General features: G+C 44.0%; 18 protein-coding genes. 17 read left to right on the top strand and 1 reads right to left on the bottom strand.

Translation table 11 applies throughout. The features are described from left to right. Positions 1-34 precede the first annotated feature (34 nt). The 3 genes from ABE547_RS01875 (at position 35) to hflX (ending at position 2,207) form a co-directional block, all read left to right on the top strand. Positions 35-325, top strand: a complete 291-nt coding sequence (locus ABE547_RS01875; RefSeq protein WP_347377175.1) for a hypothetical protein — start codon at positions 35-37, stop codon at positions 323-325. Positions 326-414: 89 nt separating this feature from the next. Next, positions 415-939, top strand: coding sequence for a tetratricopeptide repeat protein (locus ABE547_RS01870; RefSeq protein WP_347377174.1), 525 nt, complete (start codon positions 415-417; stop codon positions 937-939). A gap of 2 nt (positions 940-941) precedes the next feature. Beyond that, positions 942-2,207, top strand: coding sequence for a GTPase HflX (gene hflX / locus ABE547_RS01865; protein ID WP_347377173.1), 1,266 nt, complete (start codon positions 942-944; stop codon positions 2,205-2,207). Here hflX and ABE547_RS01860 read toward each other — a convergent pair. After that, positions 2,171-3,013: an AraC family transcriptional regulator gene (locus ABE547_RS01860; RefSeq protein WP_347377172.1), complete on the bottom strand. Its 843-nt coding sequence runs from the start codon at positions 3,011-3,013 to the stop codon at positions 2,171-2,173. The genes hflX and ABE547_RS01860 overlap by 37 nt on opposite strands. Positions 3,014-3,197: 184 nt before the next feature. Here ABE547_RS01860 and dapF point away from each other — a divergent pair, with 184 nt between their 5' ends. The 14 genes from dapF to ABE547_RS01790 all read left to right on the top strand — a co-directional run bounded on the left by dapF (position 3,198) and on the right by ABE547_RS01790 (position 20,006). Continuing rightward, positions 3,198-4,055 (top strand): diaminopimelate epimerase, encoded by an 858-nt coding sequence (dapF, locus tag ABE547_RS01855; RefSeq protein ID WP_347377171.1) that lies wholly within the window; start codon positions 3,198-3,200, stop codon positions 4,053-4,055. A 212-nt stretch (positions 4,056-4,267) separates the two neighbouring features. Then, on the top strand, positions 4,268-7,630 hold the full coding sequence (locus tag ABE547_RS01850) for a PD-(D/E)XK nuclease family protein (protein WP_347377170.1): 3,363 nt from the start codon (positions 4,268-4,270) through the stop codon (positions 7,628-7,630). Beyond that, positions 7,627-11,271 carry a helicase-exonuclease AddAB subunit AddA gene (addA, locus tag ABE547_RS01845; protein WP_347377169.1) on the top strand — a complete coding sequence of 1,215 codons (3,645 nt, stop codon included), beginning with the start codon at positions 7,627-7,629 and terminating at the stop codon, positions 11,269-11,271. The genes ABE547_RS01850 and addA overlap by 4 nt, the downstream gene beginning before the upstream one ends. A 218-nt stretch (positions 11,272-11,489) precedes the next feature. After that, the gene (locus ABE547_RS01840) at positions 11,490-11,813 is read left to right on the top strand and encodes a PadR family transcriptional regulator (protein WP_235249686.1); all 324 of its coding nucleotides are present in this window, start codon (positions 11,490-11,492) and stop codon (positions 11,811-11,813) included. Then, positions 11,810-12,520: a hypothetical protein gene (locus ABE547_RS01835; RefSeq protein ID WP_347377168.1), complete on the top strand. Its 711-nt coding sequence runs from the start codon at positions 11,810-11,812 to the stop codon at positions 12,518-12,520. Before ABE547_RS01840 ends, ABE547_RS01835 begins: the two co-directional genes overlap by 4 nt. A gap of 3 nt (positions 12,521-12,523) precedes the next feature. Next, the gene (locus ABE547_RS01830; RefSeq protein ID WP_347377167.1) at positions 12,524-13,402 is read left to right on the top strand and encodes a DUF4097 family beta strand repeat-containing protein; all 879 of its coding nucleotides are present in this window, start codon (positions 12,524-12,526) and stop codon (positions 13,400-13,402) included. Positions 13,403-13,443: 41 nt separating this feature from the next. Continuing rightward, complete coding sequence (locus ABE547_RS01825; RefSeq protein WP_235249683.1) at positions 13,444-13,635, top strand: PspC domain-containing protein; 192 nt, start codon at positions 13,444-13,446, stop codon at positions 13,633-13,635. A gap of 135 nt (positions 13,636-13,770) precedes the next feature. Further along, entirely contained in the window at positions 13,771-13,989 is a 219-nt protein-coding gene (locus ABE547_RS01820) for a small, acid-soluble spore protein, alpha/beta type (RefSeq protein WP_235249682.1), read from the top strand. 85 nt (positions 13,990-14,074) lie between these two features. Further along, complete coding sequence (locus ABE547_RS01815) at positions 14,075-14,761, top strand: WecB/TagA/CpsF family glycosyltransferase (RefSeq protein ID WP_235249681.1); 687 nt, start codon at positions 14,075-14,077, stop codon at positions 14,759-14,761. A 220-nt stretch (positions 14,762-14,981) separates the two neighbouring features. After that, the gene (locus ABE547_RS01810) at positions 14,982-16,070 is read left to right on the top strand and encodes a helix-turn-helix domain-containing protein (protein WP_347377166.1); all 1,089 of its coding nucleotides are present in this window, start codon (positions 14,982-14,984) and stop codon (positions 16,068-16,070) included. A gap of 16 nt (positions 16,071-16,086) precedes the next feature. Further along, on the top strand, positions 16,087-16,773 hold the full coding sequence (ftsE, locus tag ABE547_RS01805; protein WP_347377165.1) for a cell division ATP-binding protein FtsE: 687 nt from the start codon (positions 16,087-16,089) through the stop codon (positions 16,771-16,773). Beyond that, complete coding sequence (ftsX, locus tag ABE547_RS01800; protein WP_347377164.1) at positions 16,763-17,671, top strand: permease-like cell division protein FtsX; 909 nt, start codon at positions 16,763-16,765, stop codon at positions 17,669-17,671. Before ftsE ends, ftsX begins: the two co-directional genes overlap by 11 nt. Before the next feature lie 27 nt (positions 17,672-17,698). Further along, positions 17,699-18,817, top strand: a complete 1,119-nt coding sequence (locus ABE547_RS01795) for a peptidoglycan DD-metalloendopeptidase family protein (RefSeq protein WP_347377163.1) — start codon at positions 17,699-17,701, stop codon at positions 18,815-18,817. Positions 18,818-18,836: 19 nt separating this feature from the next. Beyond that, positions 18,837-20,006, top strand: coding sequence for a S41 family peptidase (locus tag ABE547_RS01790; RefSeq protein ID WP_347377162.1), 1,170 nt, complete (start codon positions 18,837-18,839; stop codon positions 20,004-20,006). The last annotated feature ends 135 nt before the right edge of the window (positions 20,007-20,141 follow it).

Genomic DNA, 20,141 nt, shown 5'->3' with positions numbered 1-20,141 from the left:
CATTGACAGAACATTGACATAACAATATATATTCTTGATTTTAAACAGCACTTCAGCTTATAATAATACAAGGACGATTATTGAAGTCAGAAGTTCCACCGTAAAAAGAAGTCCTATTATATTTGATGGAAAGGTCGCTGTAAAGACGGATTCCGCTGAGCGTGAAGGAATGAAGCATGTGGAGGATCCAAAAGCCTTATTTGCAGAAGTTTTTGCAGAGGGACAGAGTGATGTCTATGAGATTCAGAAGAAGTTTCGCATCTCCAGAATCTTTGACGGTGAGAACGAACTGATGGGAAAGCTTGCAAATAAGAAAAAGAAATAATCATATTTGAAATCGCGTATTATGAGGCAGGCATGGGGACCTGCCTTGTTTAATGCAACAGGAAATATTAATTACAGAGAGGGAAAAAGATGGGACGTATAAAATGTGTATTACTCACAGTCATTGTAGCGGTATTGGTGTTCGGCTGTGGAAAAAATCCTGCAAAGCAGGGAGTAGAATATCTGGAAGATGGAGAATATAAGAAAGCGATAGAACAGTTCGAGGAGGCAATAGAGAAGGAGAAAAACGTGGGAGACGCCTATCGTGGAATCGGAATCGCAAAGTGGGAGATGGAAGATTATGAAGGGGCGTGTGAGGCATTTAAAAACGCACTGGAGAATGATGCAAAAAAAACGGGCACGATCTATAATTTCCTTGGAAGCTGTGAAATGAAACTGGATCATCCGGAGAAGGCATTGAATTTTTACAATCTGGCGCTTGAGGATGAGGATAACAGTGAGGAGATGGAACAGGAGATCCGTTATAATATCATTGCAGCCTATGAACAGACAGGAGACTGGGAAAGTGTGAAGGTAAAGCTTGAGGAATATCTGGAAGATTATCCGGATGATGAGGATGCAAAAAAAGAAGCGGAATTTCTGGAGACAAGATAATTATGGCACATATGATTGATTTGGAAAAAGAAAAAGAGAAAGTGATTCTGGTGGGAGTAAGCTTATCCGATCAGGATGATACCCTGCAGTCTCTGGAGGAACTGAAGGATCTGGCATCCACAGCGGGGGCGGAAACGGTTGGAATATTGATTCAGAACAGGGAACAGATCCATCCGGGAACTTATGTTGGCAAGGGGAAATTACAGGAACTGAAGGATCTGATCTGGGAACTTGAGGCAACCGGAATTATCTGTGATGATGAATTATCACCGGCACAGATGAAGAATCTTCAGGATGAACTGGATGCGAAGGTGATGGATCGTACGCTTGTGATACTGGATATCTTTGCTTCGCGTGCATCCACCAGTGAGGGAAAGATCCAGGTAGAACTTGCACAGCTTAAGTATCAGCAGACCAGACTTACCGGGTGGGGAACTGCCATGTCCAGACTGGGTGGTGGAATCGGTACGAGAGGCCCCGGAGAAAAGAAGCTGGAGATGGATCGAAGACTGATCAAGAACAGGATTGCTCAGCTGAACCGCGAACTGAAGGATGTGAAAAGGCATCGGGAAGTGACAAGAGAGCAGCGTAGTAAAAGCCGTGTTCCGGTGGCGGCAATTGTGGGATATACGAATGCGGGAAAGTCTACGCTTTTAAATACACTGACAGGAGCCGGAATTCTGGCGGAAGATAAGCTGTTTGCCACACTGGATCCGACGACAAGGGAACTGAAGCTTCCAAGCGGTCAGTCGATTCTTCTTACGGATACCGTAGGTTTTATCCGCAAGCTTCCGCATCATCTGATCGAGGCTTTTCGCAGTACGCTGGAGGAAGCCAAATATGCAGACCTGATTCTGCATGTGGTAGATGCCTCCAATCCGCAGATGGATGAACAGATGTATGTTGTATATGAGACTCTGCAGAATCTGGGAGTGACAGATAAGCCGGTCATCACCGTATTCAACAAGCAGGATAAAGCAGAGAATGAATGGAATGTAAGAGATTTTCATGCGGATTATACTGTGAAGATATCTGCAAAGACGGGCGATGGAATTCAGGAGCTGTTAAAGACGATCGAGGCGGTACTCAGACAGCAGAAAGTTGCCATAGAAAGTTTATATTCTTATCAGGAAGCCGGAAAGATACAGCTGATTCGAAAGTATGGGGAACTTCAGGAAGAAGAATACAGAGAAGAAGGCATCTTTGTAAGGGCATATGTGTCCCCGGAACTCTATGAAAGAGTCAGAGTATCCCGGGGTGATTCCTGAAACAGTCGTTTGTAGGCTCTGGAAAATGTAGAATAATCCTTAAAGCCACAGTCGTAACACACCTGTGTAACGGCTTCACCGGATAAAATCAATTCTTTTGCGAGCAGGAGCCGCTTCTGGGAGATGTATTGTCCCAGCGTATAGCCGGTCTCCTGCTTGAATAATCTCATCATATAGTATTTGCTGATATAGAATCTGTCAGCAATCGCATCGATCGTGAGGTCTTCTCTCAGATTTTCATTGATATAAAAAAGAATGTCCTGAATCTTTGTATTGCAGATATCCGTATCAATGAACTCCAGCCGGTTTTTTCTTGCGGCGCGGTTCAGGTGGATCATGAATTCAAGAAACATGACCTGCCGATACAGATCTGCGGCATAGCCTTCGTCTGAAAAAGATGCTTCCAGACGGGTGATGGAACGCAGAAGAGAGCTTTTTTCGGGCGTAGCGATGCGAAGAACGTTGGAATGTTCAGATTCAGCTTTCTGAAAGCAATAACTCAGATCATAGGAATCAGTCTGGTAGGCATCTATAAAATTGGGAGAGATGTAGACGATGATCCGTTCATATGGAACTGTGTTGTCAACGGTCAGACGATGGATATCATTATGTTTGACCAGTACGATATCGTAAGGTTTCAGCTCATATGATTTTCCTTCAATCGTATAGACGACATGCCCACGGATGAAGATGGTGATCTTGTCGAAATCGTGGTAATGATATTCTACCTCCCGGGTTTCTTTGTCTGTCAGATGAAATAACCGGAACTCGCTGTTCAGATATCCTTTTTTGCTGTACTGGTCCATGGGAATGCTCCTTTCGATGTCTGGGATGCTTCTTTTTTACTTTCTTCATAGTATCGCAAAACAGCATTATTTGCAATATTATCAGCATTATTTGCCTTGAAACGGGAAATGTTGCCTGATATCATGTAATTAGATGATCAGGGAATACTGCGCCGGCAGGAGACTGAGACGATGGAGGTATGTTATGAAGGTTGTATTAGAGAGATATCATGGACTTGGCAATGATTATATTGTATTTGATCCGAATAAAAACGAACTGAAACTGACACCGGAAAATGTAAAAATGATCTGTGACCGTAACGAGGGAATTGGGGCAGACGGTATCCTGGAGGGACCGATTCTTCAGGAGAAAGGAATGTATGTAAAGGTATGGAATCCGGACGGAAGTGAATCAGAGACCAGCGGAAATGGAGTTCGTATCTTTGCAAAATATCTGAAAGATGCATCTTATGTTCAGAAGAAGAATTTTAAATTATATACCGGCAACGGACCCGTTGAAGTAACCTTCTTAAACGAGGATGGAAGCCGTCTCAGAGTGTCTATGGGAAAACTTTCTTTCTGGAGCGATGATATTCCGGTGACCGGAGAGAGAAGAGAAGTGATCAATGAAGATATGGTGTTTGGAAGAACACTGTATCCGGTTACCTGTGTATCGATCGGTAATCCGCATTGTGTGATCCCGATGCGGGAGATCTCAAAACCTCTGGTATGCAAGATCGGTGATTATTCCGAGATTGCAAGATATTTTCCAAACCGTATCAACACGCAGATCATGAAGGTGATCGATAAAGAGCATATTGCGATTGAGATCTACGAAAGAGGAGCCGGCTATACAAGGGCATCCGGAACGGGAGCATGTGCGACGGCAGGGGTTGCATATAAGCTTGGAATGACGAATAATAAAGTGATCGTCCATATGCCTGGCGGAGATCTGCAGGTGGAAGTGGAGGATGACTGGAGCGTCTACATGACCGGCGATGTGTTCTATGTTGCAAAAATGACATTGAGTAATGAATTTGCAGAGAAACTCAGGACATTATAAAGTCCGGGCATTATATTTCCTGTCAAAAGAATATCGTGATCATATAATATGAATAAAACCGGCAGTGTTTCAGCCATCATAAGAGTGGCATACATCGCCGGTTTTTTTCTGTATTCCGGGGATGAGGAGGGGACGACCAGAATCTGTCATTGTGGTCGGAAAAAGAAAATGTTAAAATAGACCTGATCTTGTATGTTTTCAGGAGGAGTTTTATGCCGTTACAATTTATTTTCGGACCTTCAGGTTCAGGAAAATCAACATATCTATACCAGCATGTGATCGAGGAATCCATGCGTTTTCCGGAACGTAATTATATTGTTCTTGTGCCGGAGCAGTTTACCATGCAGACGCAGAAAGATCTGGTGATGATGCATCCGAGGCATGGGATTATGAATATCGATGTACTGAGCTTTGGGAGACTGGCATATCGTGTGTTTGAAGAGACGGGAGGAGAGACACTTCCGGTTCTGGACGATGAGGGAAAAAACCTGATCCTTCGTAAGATTGCAGCAGATTATGAGGAAGAATTAAAAGTCCTGCGCGGCAATATGAAGAAGCTTGGTTATATCAGTGAGGTAAAATCTGTTATCTCTGAATTTACTCAATATGATATTCGGGAAGAAGAGCTGGAACATATGATGGAGTCTGCAGGGAAAGATTCCAGATTATACTATAAATTAAATGATATCCGCATCCTTTACAGAGGATTTCAGGATTATCTTGAGAAAAAATATATTACGAAAGAAGAACTTCTGGATGTACTGAGCCGCGTGGTGGAACGGTCAGATATCCTGAAGAACAGTACGGTGGTGCTGGATGGGTTTACGGGATTTACACCGGTTCAGAATCGTCTGCTCCTGCAATTGTTCATACATTGCCGTAAGGTGATGATCACGGTGACAATGGATGAACGGGAAAATCCATATTCTTACCGCCATCCATATCAGCTGTTTGCACTGAGTAAGCAGATGGTGACGACTCTGATACAGCTTGCAAAAGAAAAGAAGATAGCAATAGAAGATCCGGTCTGCTTATATGACAGACCCGTATATCGTTTTCGTGAAAATGAGCCGCTTGCGTTTCTTGAGCGCAATCTGTTCCGTTATGACAGCGATATTTACGAAAAGCCACAGGATTCTGTCAGGATCCATGTTGCGAGAAATCCAAAAGAAGAAGCGGAAGCTGTGGCGGAGGGAATCCGGAGACTGGTGAGAAAGGAAGGACTCAGATATCGTGATATCGGTGTGATCGTCAGCAATATGGATGTATATGGAGATTATCTGGAACGGGCATTTTCCATGTATGAGATTCCGGTATTTATGGATCATAAGAGAAGTATTCTGCTGAATTCGTTCGTGGAATATCTCCGAAGTCTTCTGAATATGGCAGAGCAGAACTTTTCGTATGAAAGTGTCTTCCGGTTTTTACGCACGAATCTGGCGGGGTATACTTTTGATGAAGTGGATGAACTGGAAAATTATGTGATCGGTCTGGGAATTCGCGGATATAAAAACTGGCAGAAAAGATGGATCCGCCGGTTGAAGGGAATGAAAGAAGAAGAACTGGAACACCTGAATCATTCCCGTGTAATGCTGGTTGAAAAGGTGGATGCACTGATGTATGTGCTGAAGCAAAAGCAGAAAACAGTACGTGATATTACATTGGCAGTCTATGAATTTATGGTGAAAGAGAACCTTCAGGACAGACTGGCTCGTCAGGAAGAAGCGTTTCAGGAAGCCGGAGAACTGGCCCTGGCAAAGGAATATGCGCAGGTCTATCGGATCGTGCTCGAATTATTTGACAAGTTTGTAGAACTTCTGGGGGATGAGAAGGTTTCTCTGGATGAATATTGTAAATTGCTGGATGCCGGCCTTGAAGAAGCCCGTGTGGGAGTGATCCCGCCGAGCACTGATCAGGTAGTGGCAGGAGATATGGAGCGGACCAGGTTAAAAGATATTAAGGCCCTGTTCTTTGTTGGGGCGAATGACTCCCAGCTTCCGGGATCTCTGCTTCGGACGGGACTTTTGTCTGAGAGGGACCGGGAGAAGTTTGCCATAGAGAAGTTGCCGCTGTCTCCTGGAGGAAAAGAAAAAGCGTATGTACAAAAGTTTTATCTTTATATGAATCTGACCAAACCTTCGGAAAGACTGGAGATCTATTACAGTAAGGTATCCTCGGAGGGGAAGAGTATGCGTCCTTCTTATCTGGTACAGGAACTGAAAAAGCTGTATCCGCTTCTTGTGCAGGAAGAGGAAGAAGACAAAACGCTGACAGATCATGAATTTACGGAAAAACAGGGAATCGAATACCTGATCCGGGGATTCCAGGGAGGATATGAGGCAATGGATCAGGTGTGGCAGGAGCTGTACACCTGGTATAAAAAGAATCCAAAGTGGCAGCAGAAGGTAGATGAGCTTCTGAATGCCGGATATTACAGGTGTCCGGCAGACGGACTGACAGAAGCCGTTGCAAAGAAGCTGTATGGAGAGCATTTTGAAACCAGTATTACACGCATGGAAAAATATGCTTCCTGTGCATATGCGCATTTTCTGGCATATGGATTGCAGCTGAGTGAGCGTCAGGAATATGAGTTTCAGGCAGTTGATCTGGGAAATGTCTGTCACAGTGCACTGGAACAATATTCCAGAAGGGCAGCAGCGCAGCCGGAAGGGTGGATCGGCATATCTGAAGAAAAGAGAAAACAGCTGATCGATGAGAGTGTGGATGTGGCGATTACAGATTACGGAAATTCTGTACTCTATAGTTCTGCAAGAAATGAATACATGATCATGCGTATGAAACGGATGCTGGAGCGTACCGTATGGGCTCTGACAGAACAGCTTAAGGCAGGAGATTTTCGTCCGGAGGCTTATGAGATGCGGTTTTTGGGCGGTAAGATCGACCGGATTGATACATGCGAGGATGGAGATAAGATCTATCTGAAGGTTATGGATTACAAGACCGGAAGCAAGTCATTTGATGTGGTGGCGCTGTATCATGGGCTTCAGCTCCAGCTGATGGTTTATATGGAGGCAGCGGTGCAAAATGAGAGCAGGAGACATCCTGAGAGGGAAATCATTCCGGCCGGTGTGTTTTACTACCGGATACAGGATCCGCTGGTGGAGCAGCAGGAAGAACAGCTGGAGAAAGCAATTTTAAAAGCATTAAAGCCGGATGGAATCATTAATCTGAGTGAAGATTCGCTTGCACATCTGGAACATCGAAAAGAGGGAGAATCGCTTGCGGTTCCGGTCAGATACAATAAAAACGGAAGTCTGGCAAAAAGTTCCAGAGTGGCTTCGGACGAAGAGTTCCGGGCGATGATGTCATATGCAGTGCAAAAGGTTGAAGAATCCAGGAGAAAGATATTAAGCGGAGATACGATGCCTTCCCCTTATCTGAGAGGTCAGGAGACGGGATGTGATTACTGCCCGTACAGGCATGTGTGTGGATTTGACCGGAAGATTCCGGGATATGAATACCGTGACATTGGTAAAACGAGTAAGGAAGAGGCAATGGCCACTATGATCAGAGCGCGGCAGGGACAGCAGGAGAAAGGAGACGGACAGGCATGAGTATGACTTGGACAAAAGAACAGCAGAAGGTCATTGACCTGAGAAACCGGAATATACTGGTCTCTGCCGCAGCCGGTTCGGGAAAGACGGCCGTGCTGGTAGAACGTATCATAGCGATGCTTACCAGAGACCGGGAGCCGGTTGATGTAGATCGCCTGCTGATTGTGACATTTACTGAGGCGGCTGCTGCGGAGATGAAAGAAAGAATCCGGAATGCCATTGAGAAAAAACTGGAGGAATGTCCACGGGATGAACACCTTAAGCAGCAGGCAACACTCATTCACAATGCGCAGATCACTACAATTCACAGCTTCTGTCTGTCAGTGATCCGGGATCATTTTCCTGCGATCAGTATTGACCCGGGATTCCGGGTTGGAGAAGAGGGGGAATTAAAACTTCTTCGCCATGATGTTCTGGAAGAGATACTGGAAGAAAAATATCAGGAAGCGGATCAGCGATTTCTGGATTTTACAGATGCTTATGGCGGCGGAAAGAGTGATAAAAAGATCGAGGAGCTGATTCTGAAGATCTATGAATTTTCCAGAAGCTATCCGGATGCTGACGGATGGCTGGATTCCTGTGTAAGAGCTTATGAGGTGGAGACGGTATCGGAGCTGGAGAATAGCCCGGGCATCCGGACAGTGATGAACAACGTAAGAAGTTATCTGGAAGATGCGAAAGCTATGGTGGAACAGGGACTTTTGATATGCCAGTCAGAAGACGGACCGGCGGTTTATGAGAATGCTCTTCTCAATGACCATCAGCTGGTCGAAGAACTTCTTAGTATAGGAGAATATAGGCACCTGTCAGAAAAAATGCAGAAGATCAGCTGGGTGAGACTGGCTCCGCTTCGGGATAAGAGTGTGTCTGAAGAAAAAGCAGAACAGGTAAAACTGATTCGTGAAGAGGTAAAAGGTGTGGTGAAAAGTCTGGCCCAGCAGTATTTTTATCAGGATCCACAGGTGATGATCCGCGATCTGAAAGCATGTTATCCTGCGGTACTTGAACTGACCGGTCTGGTGAAACAGTTTGCAGAGCAGTTTGAGCAGAAGAAGCGGGCTCAGAATATGATCGATTTTTCGGATATGGAACAGTATGCACTTCAGATACTGACCCGAAAGACAGAGGAAGGTCTGGTGCCTTCTGTAATTGCGGAAGAATACCAGCAGCAGTTTGTGGAAATCATGATTGATGAGTATCAGGACAGCAATCTGATTCAGGAAACGATATTGAACAGTATCTCAACCTGCAGATCGGGCCGATATAATGTATTTATGGTTGGAGATGTCAAGCAGAGTATCTATCGGTTCCGGCTTTCCAGACCGGAATTGTTCCTTGAGAAATTTAACACCTATGATGTAGAAGACAGCCTGACACAGAGGATTGATCTTCATAAAAATTTTCGAAGCCGCAAAGAGGTGCTTGAAAGTGTAAACGATATCTTCCGTCAGATTATGACAAAAAATCTGGGTGGGATCATATATGACGATCAGGCGGCATTGTATCCGGGTGCAGAGTATCCCGCAGGAGAACATCTGGATACGGAAGTTCTGGTGATTGACCGTGATGTTGATGCATGGGAAGAGGAGCTGGAGACAGAATCTGCAGCATCAGATACGGATAACCGGAATATGTCCGCGAGAGAATTAGAGGCAAGGGCGATTGCAGGACGGATCCGGACCCTGATTCGGGAACAGAAGGTGGTAGACAAGAGAACAGGAAAGCTTCGTCCGGCAAGGTATTCTGATATTGTAATTCTTACCAGAAGTATTCGTGGATATGCAGACGTATTTACTGAAGTGCTCAGCCGTGAAGGGATTCCGGCATGTGCAGGCACCAGAGAAGGATATTTTGGAACACAGGAGATCGGAGCGATTCTGGATTACCTGCGTGTTCTGGATAATCGGATGCAGGATATTCCGTTTGCGGCAGTTCTGTCTTCTCCGGTCGGGGGCCTGTCAGAGGAAGAACTGGCAGTCATAAGAAGCTTTGACAGAGATGTGCCTTTCTATCAGGCCGCGTCAGAGTACCGGGTGAATGGTACACAAAAACAGATCCGGGAAAAGCTGGATAGATGTCTGGGGCAGATGGAGCGGTTCAGGAAAGTCGTTCCATATACGCCTATGCATGAGCTTTTGTGGAAGATACTGGAAGAAACCGGGTATGGAGACTTTGTATCCGCTATGCCGGGAGGAAGCCAGAGGCGCGCGAACCTTGAGATGCTGATTGAGAAAGCCAGAGCCTTCGAAAGTACCAGCTATAAAGGATTGTTCCATTTTATAAGATACATCGAACAGCTTCAGAAGTATGATGTGGATTATGGTGAGGCAAGCATGGAAGATGAACAGTCGGATACGGTGCGGATTATGACGATCCATAAAAGTAAGGGACTGGAGTTCCCGATCGTGATCGTGGCAGGTATGGGAAAACGCTTTAATCTTCAGGACGCCAGAAGCAGTGTGGTATTGCATGCCGGGCTGGGAATCGGGCTGGATGCGGTGGATCTGGAACGCAGAACAAAAAGTCCGGGAATCATAAAAAAGGTAATTCAGAAAGAGGAAGTACTGGACAGTCTGGGAGAGGAGCTTCGTGTTCTTTATGTTGCTTTTACCAGAGCTAAAGAAAAGCTGATTCTTACAGGAACACTTTCCCATGTGAAAAAGAAAATGGAAGATTACGGAATGGCCCGCTGGCAGGAAGGAAAAGAACTGACATTTGAACGTCTGAGTACGGCATCTTCTTACTGGGACTGGGTGCTTCCGGCGCTTCTGAGACTGAAGACGGACAGTCCGATTACATTTCAGATTCTGACGATAGAGGACATAGTTGGAGAAGAGGTAGAAGAAGAAGCTGCTGCGAGGATGACGAAAGAGGTGTTGGAACACTGGGATACGGACAGAGTATATGATCAGGAGGTCGCCTGGAAGATACAGGAACAGTTCAGTTATGAATATCCGTACGCAACCGGCTCTTCGCAGAAAATGAAATATACAGTCTCTGAATTAAAGAAACGGGCTTATGCAATGGAACAGGCGGCAGAAGCCGATGAAGAACAGGGAGAGCTTCTGTATGAGGAGCCGGAAGCAGTTCCTCTGATTCCGGGATTCCTTCAGGAGGAAGAAGAACTGACCGGTGCTTCCAGAGGTACGGTTTACCATCGCGTGATGGAACTGCTGGAGTTTTCTGAAGTATACGACGAGGCGGCGCTGAATCAGCAGCTGAAACGATACGTAGAAACGGGGAAGATGACGCAGGATATGGCAGATTGTATCAGAGTGAAAGATATTCTGTACTTTTTGAATACGAAGACGGGACAGAGAATAAGATACGCTGCCGGCCGGAAACGATTGCGAAAGGAGCAGCCATTTGTACTGGGAGTGGATGCGGATGAACTGTATCCGGGAGAGAAAAGTGGAGATCTGATTCTGGTACAGGGAATCATCGATGTATATTTTGAAGAAGATGATGGACTGATAGTTCTGGACTATAAGACTGATAAAATCTATGATGCGAAAAAACTGGCAGACAGGTATCGAGCACAGCTGGATTACTATGCAAAGGCACTGACACAGATGACCGGAAAGCCTGTAAAGGAAAAGATCATCTATTCATTTACCATGAAAAAAGAGATATTTCTATAAAAAAAGGACAGGATGAAAGAATTCGGATTCATCCTGCCCTTTTTTTGATGTAACAGAGGGCGCAATCTATATATAAATATTTTCTCAAAGAAAATATAATATATGTTGACAAAATATATTATACGACATATAATATAGCTAACAAAATAATATTATTTGAATATGTAATATGTAATATGTTTTGAAAGAGCAGCATAATCTGAGAAAGGAGTGAGCTTATGGTATTCAATGCCGGAGCTGCCCTGTTGGATGCGATTGTACTGGCAGTTGTGTCCCGGGAAGTGGAAGGAACGTATGGATATAAGATTACGCAGGATGTAAGACGGGCGATAGATGTATCTGAATCGACGTTATATCCAGTGCTCAGAAGGCTTCAGAAGGATGAATGTCTGGAAGTGTATGACCGGCAGTTTGACGGTCGGAACCGCAGGTACTATAAAGTTACAGAACGGGGAAGAGCACAGTTGAATTTATATGAGTCAGAGTGGAAAAACTATACAAAGAAGATTAATGAGTTGTTTGAGGGAGGTGCAGATGCATGACTCGCGTAGAATTTATGACAGAACTGGCAGCACTGCTGCAGGATGTACCGGAATATGAACGTGTGGATGCAATGAAATATTATAATGATTATTTTGACGATGCAGGAGAAGAAAATGAACAGGAGGTGATCCGCGAGCTGGAAAGTCCTGCAAAGGTTGCGGCCAATATTAAGGCGGATATAAGCGGACAGGCAGAGAATACTGTGGAGAATCCTGTGGTGGAGTATCCGAAGGAATCAAAAGAGAGCGAAGAGAAAGCGCAGGAAGGATATCAGTATCAATATCAGGAGGCGGAACAGGATCAGAGAACAAGCCGGCCGGATGCAAAGACAAGCAGGGGACTGAAGATTCTTCTGATCATTGCGATCATTCTCGTTGCGGCACCAGTTGCCATACCGCTGCTTTTGGGAATTGCGGCAGTAATATTAGGGGGTCTGGCAGCAGTATTCTGTATCTTTATTGCAATTGTGGTTGCATTTGCCGCAATTACAGTTGCAGGAGTGACACTGATATGTACCGGTATCTTCAGCATGATTCCGACGATCGCAGTAGGGCTTGCTCTGTTTGGAACAGGGCTTATCCTGACGGTAATCGGTGTGATTGGGACGATTGCCGGGTTCAGACTCTGTACAATTGTATTTCCGGGCATCATCAGGGGAATTGTGTGGTTGTGTCGTCTGCCATTTCACAGAAAGGCGGTGGCTTAAGTTATGAAAAAAGGGTGGAAAATATTCTGGATCGTATGCGGTGTTACCGCGGCAGTAGGACTTATATGCTGTATTGTTTCGCTTATGATGGGAGTTACAACAGAGATGATTGAAGAACGGTTTCCGAACGGGATCGGTTGGATCAAAGAAGATGATCACAGGGACAGCGACGACAACGATGGTGCCGGATCCGACACAGAATCAGATATTTTGGCATCTGATTCCGTGCAGAGATACAGCAATATCAGGGAGATTGAAGGCGAATTATTTGCCGGTAATATAGTGGTGACAGTTGTGGATGATACAGAGATTACCGTAGAGACAAAGGGAGTCAGTGAACGGCTTGGATTTTATTCTTATGAGGAAGATGGAACGTTATATCTGGAGACAAAGAAGAATCTGAAGCAATGGAGTAATATGAATGTAGGGACAATTACTGTCTCTATTCCGCGGGATATGATTTTTGAAGAGGTTTCTCTGGATATAGGAGCAGGAAAGATGGAGCTGGAATCCATCTGTGCCAACAGCTTTTCCGTTGATGCCGAAGCCGGTGAAGTCAATATTCAGTATTTTGATGCCCGCGATGCAGAGATTAGCTGTGGAGCAGGAAGTGTTACAGCATATGGAAGAATATCAGAAGAGATGGATATGGAATGCGGGATCGGTCAGATCAGTCTCACAATGGACGGATGTGAAAATGATTACAATTATGATATAAGCTGTGGAGTCGGAGAGATTGTATGCGGAGACAGACACTATTCGGGAATCGGTCATGATGATTATGTCAATAACGGAGCCGGAAAAGAGATGAGCCTGGAGTGTGGAATCGGACAGATCAAGATTGATTTTCGGGAAATAGAAGAAAGTCATCACGGATTATAAGGCCAGGGTATTCATGTACAGAGAAAAGAGGAGAAAACAATATGGAACAGAAACGATTATATCGATCAAGAGACAACAGGATGATCTGTGGAGTATGTGGAGGATTAGCGGAGTATTTTAATGTGGATCCAACATTAGTCAGACTTGCAACAGTGCTGGTTGCATGCATGGTGGGATCGGGAATTCTCGCATATATCATTGCGGCGATTATTATTCCGGATCAGCCGTTCTGATAAAAGCGAGAAGCGTCAGACTATACAGGAGTCTTTGGAAGATGAGGTAATAAGACCTGGATATCTTCCAAAGGCTCTTTTTGTATATTCTTCAGGAAAAAGGAAATACTTACTTAAAACGAAAGGGGTATCAATATGGCAGCAAATAAAGAAAAGCCCGTCAAACTGGATGAACTGACGCAGGAAGAAAAGATGAAATATGAAATTGCAGATGAACTGGGACTGTTGGATCTGGTCCTTCAGGAAGGATGGAAGTCTCTTTCGTCAAAAGAAACCGGAAGAATCGGAGGGTTGATGACGAAGAGAAGACGGGAAATGCAAAATCATGACAAAAATATTACGAATGTTAATTAGTGTGAATATTTAATCCAAATAGTTGAAAACAGAATATTCATTTGCTATAATCGAAAAACTGGTAATACTATTGGCAGGTGAAGATATGGACAACAGGATTAATATATTGGACATGGAGATAGAAGCCTGTTCTGCAAAGGAAGCTATGAAAAGATCCATGGAATATCTGGTATCCGATCCCGTAAATATTGTGGAGTTTGTAACGATAGACAGTCTGATGCGGATGGACGATCTGCCGGAATTAAAGGAGAAAGTTGGAGAATTCGACCTGGTTCTGGCCGGAAATAAGACGATTCTGGAGGCGGCTGATATTTCGGATCGCAAGTACCTTCAGGAGACGGGAAAACAGGTATTTCTTAAAATGTTTATGAGATATCTCCATAAGAATCATAAGAGAGTGTATCTTCTGGTTGAGTCGGAAGAAGAAGGACAATCGGTTTATAATTGTCTGCAGCATTCTTATGGAGGAATGCAGATCATCGGGCTGGCAAAGGTCTCTGCACAGAATCGGGCAGATGATATGCTGGTAAATGCGATTAATGGTGGAGAGGTTGATTGTGTGATTTCAGCACTGTCTTCGCCGCTTCAGGAAGAGTTTATTGTCAGGAACAGACAGCTTCTGGATATCAGAATATGGATGGGAGTGGGAAAGTCGGTTTCGTTTACCGGAGATGTATCTCTTGGACATGGGCCGATCGCTCAATTTTTTTTACGTCATATTCTGAAGCGAGAACTGGAAAAGAGAAAAAGAACAGATTCAATTTCAGGCTGAATCATAAGAAAAAAATAAGAAATTACTTTTCGTCACTATGTACATGCTGAAAAACATGTATTTTCTGTGAAAACATGAGGAAATCAACAAAAAAGTTTGATTTCCTCTTTATTTTTTTGGTAATATATATTAGTATAATACATGAAAATCCGCATTTCGCACGAAAGGCACTTTGTTTCGTTGTGAAAAGTGCATATTGAAAAGAGTGGAGGAGATAGATATGATATCTAATCAAATACTTCAAAGTACAATTGAAGGATTGAAAGGAATTACAAGGATTGATTTCTGTGTAATGGATACGGACGGGAAATCCCTTGCAAGTACGTTTCCGGATGAAGAAAATTATGCAGGAGAAGTAGTTTCTTTTGTGGAATCTCCGGCAGACAGTCAGGTCGTGCAAGGATATCAGTTTTTTAAGATTTTTGATGAGCATCAGCTGGAATACATTCTTCTTGCAAATGGTGGCAGTGATGATGTCTACATGGTTGGAAAGATTGCAGCTTTCCAGATCCAGAATCTTCTGGTTGCTTATAAAGAACGATTTGATAAAGATAATTTTATAAAAAATCTGTTGCTTGATAATCTGCTTCTGGTAGATATATATAATCGTGCCAAAAAATTACATATTGACACAGAAGTAAGACGTGTTATCTTTATTATTGAAACAAAGCATGAAAAAGACAGTAATGCGCTGGATAATGTCCGTAACCTTCTGGGAAATCGTATCAAAGATTTTGTGACTGCTGTTGATGAGAAGAATATTATCGTTGTAAAGGAACTGGAGCCGGGTGACGGTCATGTAGAACTGGAAAAGGCAGCTCAGAATATGTATGAGCTTTTGAAAGAAGATGGGGAAGAGGATATTCTGATCGCGTACGGAACAGTTGTAAATGATATTAAGGAAGTATCAAAGTCATACAAGGAAGCAAAGCTTGCACTGGATGTTGGCAAGATCTTCTTTGGAGATCGGAATGTGATCGCATACAGTGCGCTTGGGATCGGGCGCCTGATCTATCAGCTGCCGATTCCTCTCTGTAAGATGTTCATACGTGAGATTTTTGAGGGGAAATCTCCAGATGACTTTGATGAGGAGACATTGACGACGATCAATAAGTTCTTTGAGAACAACCTGAATGTGTCAGAGACATCCAGACAATTGTATATTCATCGTAATACGCTGGTTTACCGACTGGATAAGCTCCAGAAGAGTACCGGTCTTGATCTGCGTGTGTTTGAAGATGCCATTACTTTTAAGATTGCGCTTATGGTTGTAAAATATATGAAGTATATGGAGTCGTTGGAGTATTAATAATTAGGAGGACAGTATGATTGAACTAAGAGACGTGAAGAAAGAGTACTCAAAAGGGGTTGCAGCACTCAATGGCATAAACCTGAAGATCGAACAGGGAGAGTTTGTGTTTATTGTAGGTGACAGTGGATCCGGGAAGTCGACATTGATCAAGCTTATCATGAAAGAGCTGGAGCCTACGTCCGGAACGATTATTGTAAATGGATGTAATCTGAACAGAATGAAACATCGCCAGATTCCGATGTATCGAAGAGGAATCGGAGTTGTATTTCAGGATTTCAGACTTTTGAAAGATAGAAATATCTATGAGAATATTGCATTTGCACAGAGAGTTACTGAGACATCGAGCCGTGTGATCAAGAAAAAGGTACCGGCTGCGTTGTCACTGGTAGGACTGGCTCAGAAGTATAAGTCCTATCCGAAGGAGCTTTCCGGTGGCGAGCAGCAGAGAGTAGCGATTGCAAGAGCGATTGTAAATGAACCGACGATTTTGCTGGCAGATGAGCCTACAGGTAATCTGGATCCGACAAATTCATGGGAGATTATGAAGCTTCTGGAGGAGGCGAATGACAGAGGGACAACAGTTCTGGTAGTTACACACAACCAGGAGATTGTAAACGAGATGAAGAAGCGCGTCGTTACGATGAAGAAGGGAGTCATTGTAAGCGACGAGAAAAAAGGTGGGTATAATAATGAGAATTAGTACGTTGGGATATTCAATGAAACAAGGGGTAAAGAACATTAAGAGAAACAGTATGTTCTCAATCGCATCTATTGCGACGATGGCAGCATGTATCTTTTTGTTCGGCTTGTTTTATTCTATTGTAGTGAACTTTAACTACATGGTGGAAAAGGCAGAAGAAGGGGTTGCCATAACCGTATTTTTCGAAGAAGGATTGTCAGACAGTGAGAAAAAAGAGATCGGAAAAGCCCTGGAGAAGACGGATGGAGTTCTGGAAGTAAACTATGTAAGTGCAGATGAGGCATGGGACAGTTTCAAGGATGAATACTTTGGAGAATCCGCTGATCTGGCAGATGGTTTTAAAGATGATAATCCGCTTGCCAATTCTGATAACTATGAAGTATATATGTCAGACGTGTCCAAGCAGAAAGAGGTCGTGTCTTATGCGGAGAGTCTGGATGGAGTGCGTAAGGTAAAGAGATCCGATGTTGTGGCTAAGACGCTTACCAGTGTAAATAAACTGGTGGGATACGTGTCAGCAGTCATTATTGCGATTCTTCTTGCTGTATCGATCTTCCTGATCAGTAATACGGTAACGATGGGAATTACTGTCAGACGGGAAGAGATTGCAATCATGAAGTATATCGGGGCAAAAGACGGATTTGTCAGGGCGCCGTTCGTGATAGAAGGTCTGATCATTGGAGCTGTGGGAGCACTGATCCCTCTGGTTTTATTGTTCTTCCTGTATGATAAGGCGATTACCTATATTATGACAAAGTATAGTCTGTTGAGTAATATTGTGGAGTTTCTCCCGGTTACAAGTGTATACAGGACATTACTTCCGGTCGGAGTCCTGCTGGGTGTCGGAATTGGTTTCCTGGGAAGTTTCTTTACGATCCGCAAGCACTTAAAAGTGTAACAGGTATATTCCGGAAAGGAGATACATATGATACGAAGAAAGAGGATGATCAGTTTTCTGCTGATTCTGGCGCTTTCTCTTGGTACTGTGATGCAGGCGGACGCCACGGAGATAGACGATACGAAAAAGAAAGCGGAGGAATTAAAAAAGAAGAAGCAGGACGCGGAAAACGAAAAAGCATCTCTGGCAGAACAGCTGGAATCTGTAGTGGCAGAGATGGAGGATACAAAAGGTAAAATTGAAGAAAAAGAAAATGAGATAAGTACAAAAGAAGAAGAACTGATTCAGGCTAAGATTGATGAAAACGATCAATACGAAAGCATGAAGAAAAGAATTCGTTATATGTATGAAAGCGGAAACTCCCAGTTTATTGAAATACTCTGTGAATCGAAAAATATCAGTGACTTTTTGAATAAAGCGGAATATATATCAACGATCTCGTCTTATGACAGGGAAATGCTGGTGGAATTTCAGGAGATTGTTCAGCAGGTAGAAGAACAGGAGACTTCTCTTCGGGAGGAGTACGATGATCTTCAGACGATGCAGGATGATCTGATCGAGAAACAGGAGAATGTAAAGGAACTGATTGCCAGCAAGGAAGAGGAAATCGGGCAGATTGAAAGTGATCTTGGAGATACGCAGGATAAACTTGCGGAACTGGAGGCTGCTGCGGCAGAAGCGCTGCGTAAGCAGCAGGAACAGCAGCAGGCGGCAGGTGGTTCCGGCGGAACTGCGGGAGGATCGGTCATAACCGGTAACGGTACATTTACACATCCGTGTCCCGGATACAGTTACATATCCAGTAATTTTGGATACAGGGAACAGCCTTTGCCCGGAGCGAGTACCAATCACAAGGGAATTGATTATGCGGCTGCAACAGGAACACCGATCTATGCTGCGGCAGGCGGAACTGTAGTTTCTGCGGGATATTCCGGAAATGCAGGAAATATGATTGTAATTAACCATGGAAATGGGCTGACCACTTATTATATGCATTGTCATCAAATATTTGTCAGCGCGGGGCAGACCGTGAGCAAAGGACAGAATATTGCTACGGTTGGAACCACTGGTAATTCTACCGGTCCGCATCTTCATTTTCAGGTGAATTTAAACGGAATGCCGGTGAATCCGGCGAACTATTTTTGAGAGATAAGGTCATAGTCGTATGAAAGAGAAAAAAAGTTTTTTCAAGGGGGCGCTTTTTGGCGCCCTTGCTATGTTATTGATTGCAGCATTGGCTGCCTGTGGAATAAAAGCAGGTAAAAAGGAAGCGGTTACTGAGACAACGGAGACAAAGATATCTGAACTCAAGACACTGATTGATCAGAATTATCTTGGTGATGTTGATGAAGATGAACTGGAAGAAGGAATCTATAAAGGGTATATCAGTGGGCTGGATGACCCGTATTCCGTCTATTATGACGAGGAAGAGACCCAGGCGCTTTATGAGTCGACTCAGGGAGAGTACAGCGGGATCGGAGCTGTTCTCAGTCAGAATATGGATTCCGGTGTGATTACGCTGGTGCAGATCTATGAAGATTCTCCGGCCATGAAAGCCGGCCTTCAGGATAATGATATCTTATATAAGGTTGAAGGAGAGGAAGTGACCGGTCAGGATCTTACGGAGGTTGTCAGTAAGATCAAAGGGGAACAGGGAACAGAGGTAAACCTTACGGTGCTTCGTGGTGAAGATGCAGAAGAGATTACGGTAACAGCAGTCAGAGATAAGATACAGGCGCAGACGGTACAGTATCAGATGCTGGAAGACAATATCGGCTACATTGCAGTGTCTGAATTTGATGCAGTGACCTATGATCAGTATAAAGCAGCTTTGGAAGATCTGGAAAATCAGGGAATGAATGGCCTGATCGTTGATCTTCGGAATAACCCGGGAGGCTCTCTGAGTACCGTATGCGATATGGTAGATCTTATGGTTCCCGAAGGACTGGTTGTATATACGGAAGATAAGAATGGAAAGCGAAGCGAGATGACCTCCGATGAGGAGCATCAGTTTAAGCAGCCGCTGGTTGTTCTGGTCAATGGATACAGTGCCAGCGCATCTGAGATCTTTTCCGGAGCGATACAGGATTATGGAACAGGAACGATCGTTGGAACTCAGACCTATGGAAAGGGCGTTGTTCAGCAATTGTTCGACCTGGATGACGGAACCTGTGTAAAGCTTACGATTGCCGAATATTTTACTCCAAAGGGACGCAGTATCAACGGCAAGGGAATTACTCCGGATGTGGAAGTGGAACATGAACGAGATGAGAATCATCCGGAAGCTGATAATCAGCTTGATAAAGCGATAGAGGTCATTCAGGGACTTCGATAAAATAAAGTAAAATTGGTCACTTGTAAAAGTTAATTCCACTTTGTAAGACTTACTTCCACCTTGTAGGATTAAATTCCACTGGGTGGAAGTTTTTTGTTACAAAAATAGTGGTATTTACGTCAAAAAGCATCTATA

The organism is Dorea sp. YH-dor226, from assembly GCF_039832105.1.
Classification (GTDB): domain Bacteria; phylum Bacillota; class Clostridia; order Lachnospirales; family Lachnospiraceae; genus Dorea_A.
This window is presented reverse-complemented; position numbering and strand designations above follow the sequence as displayed.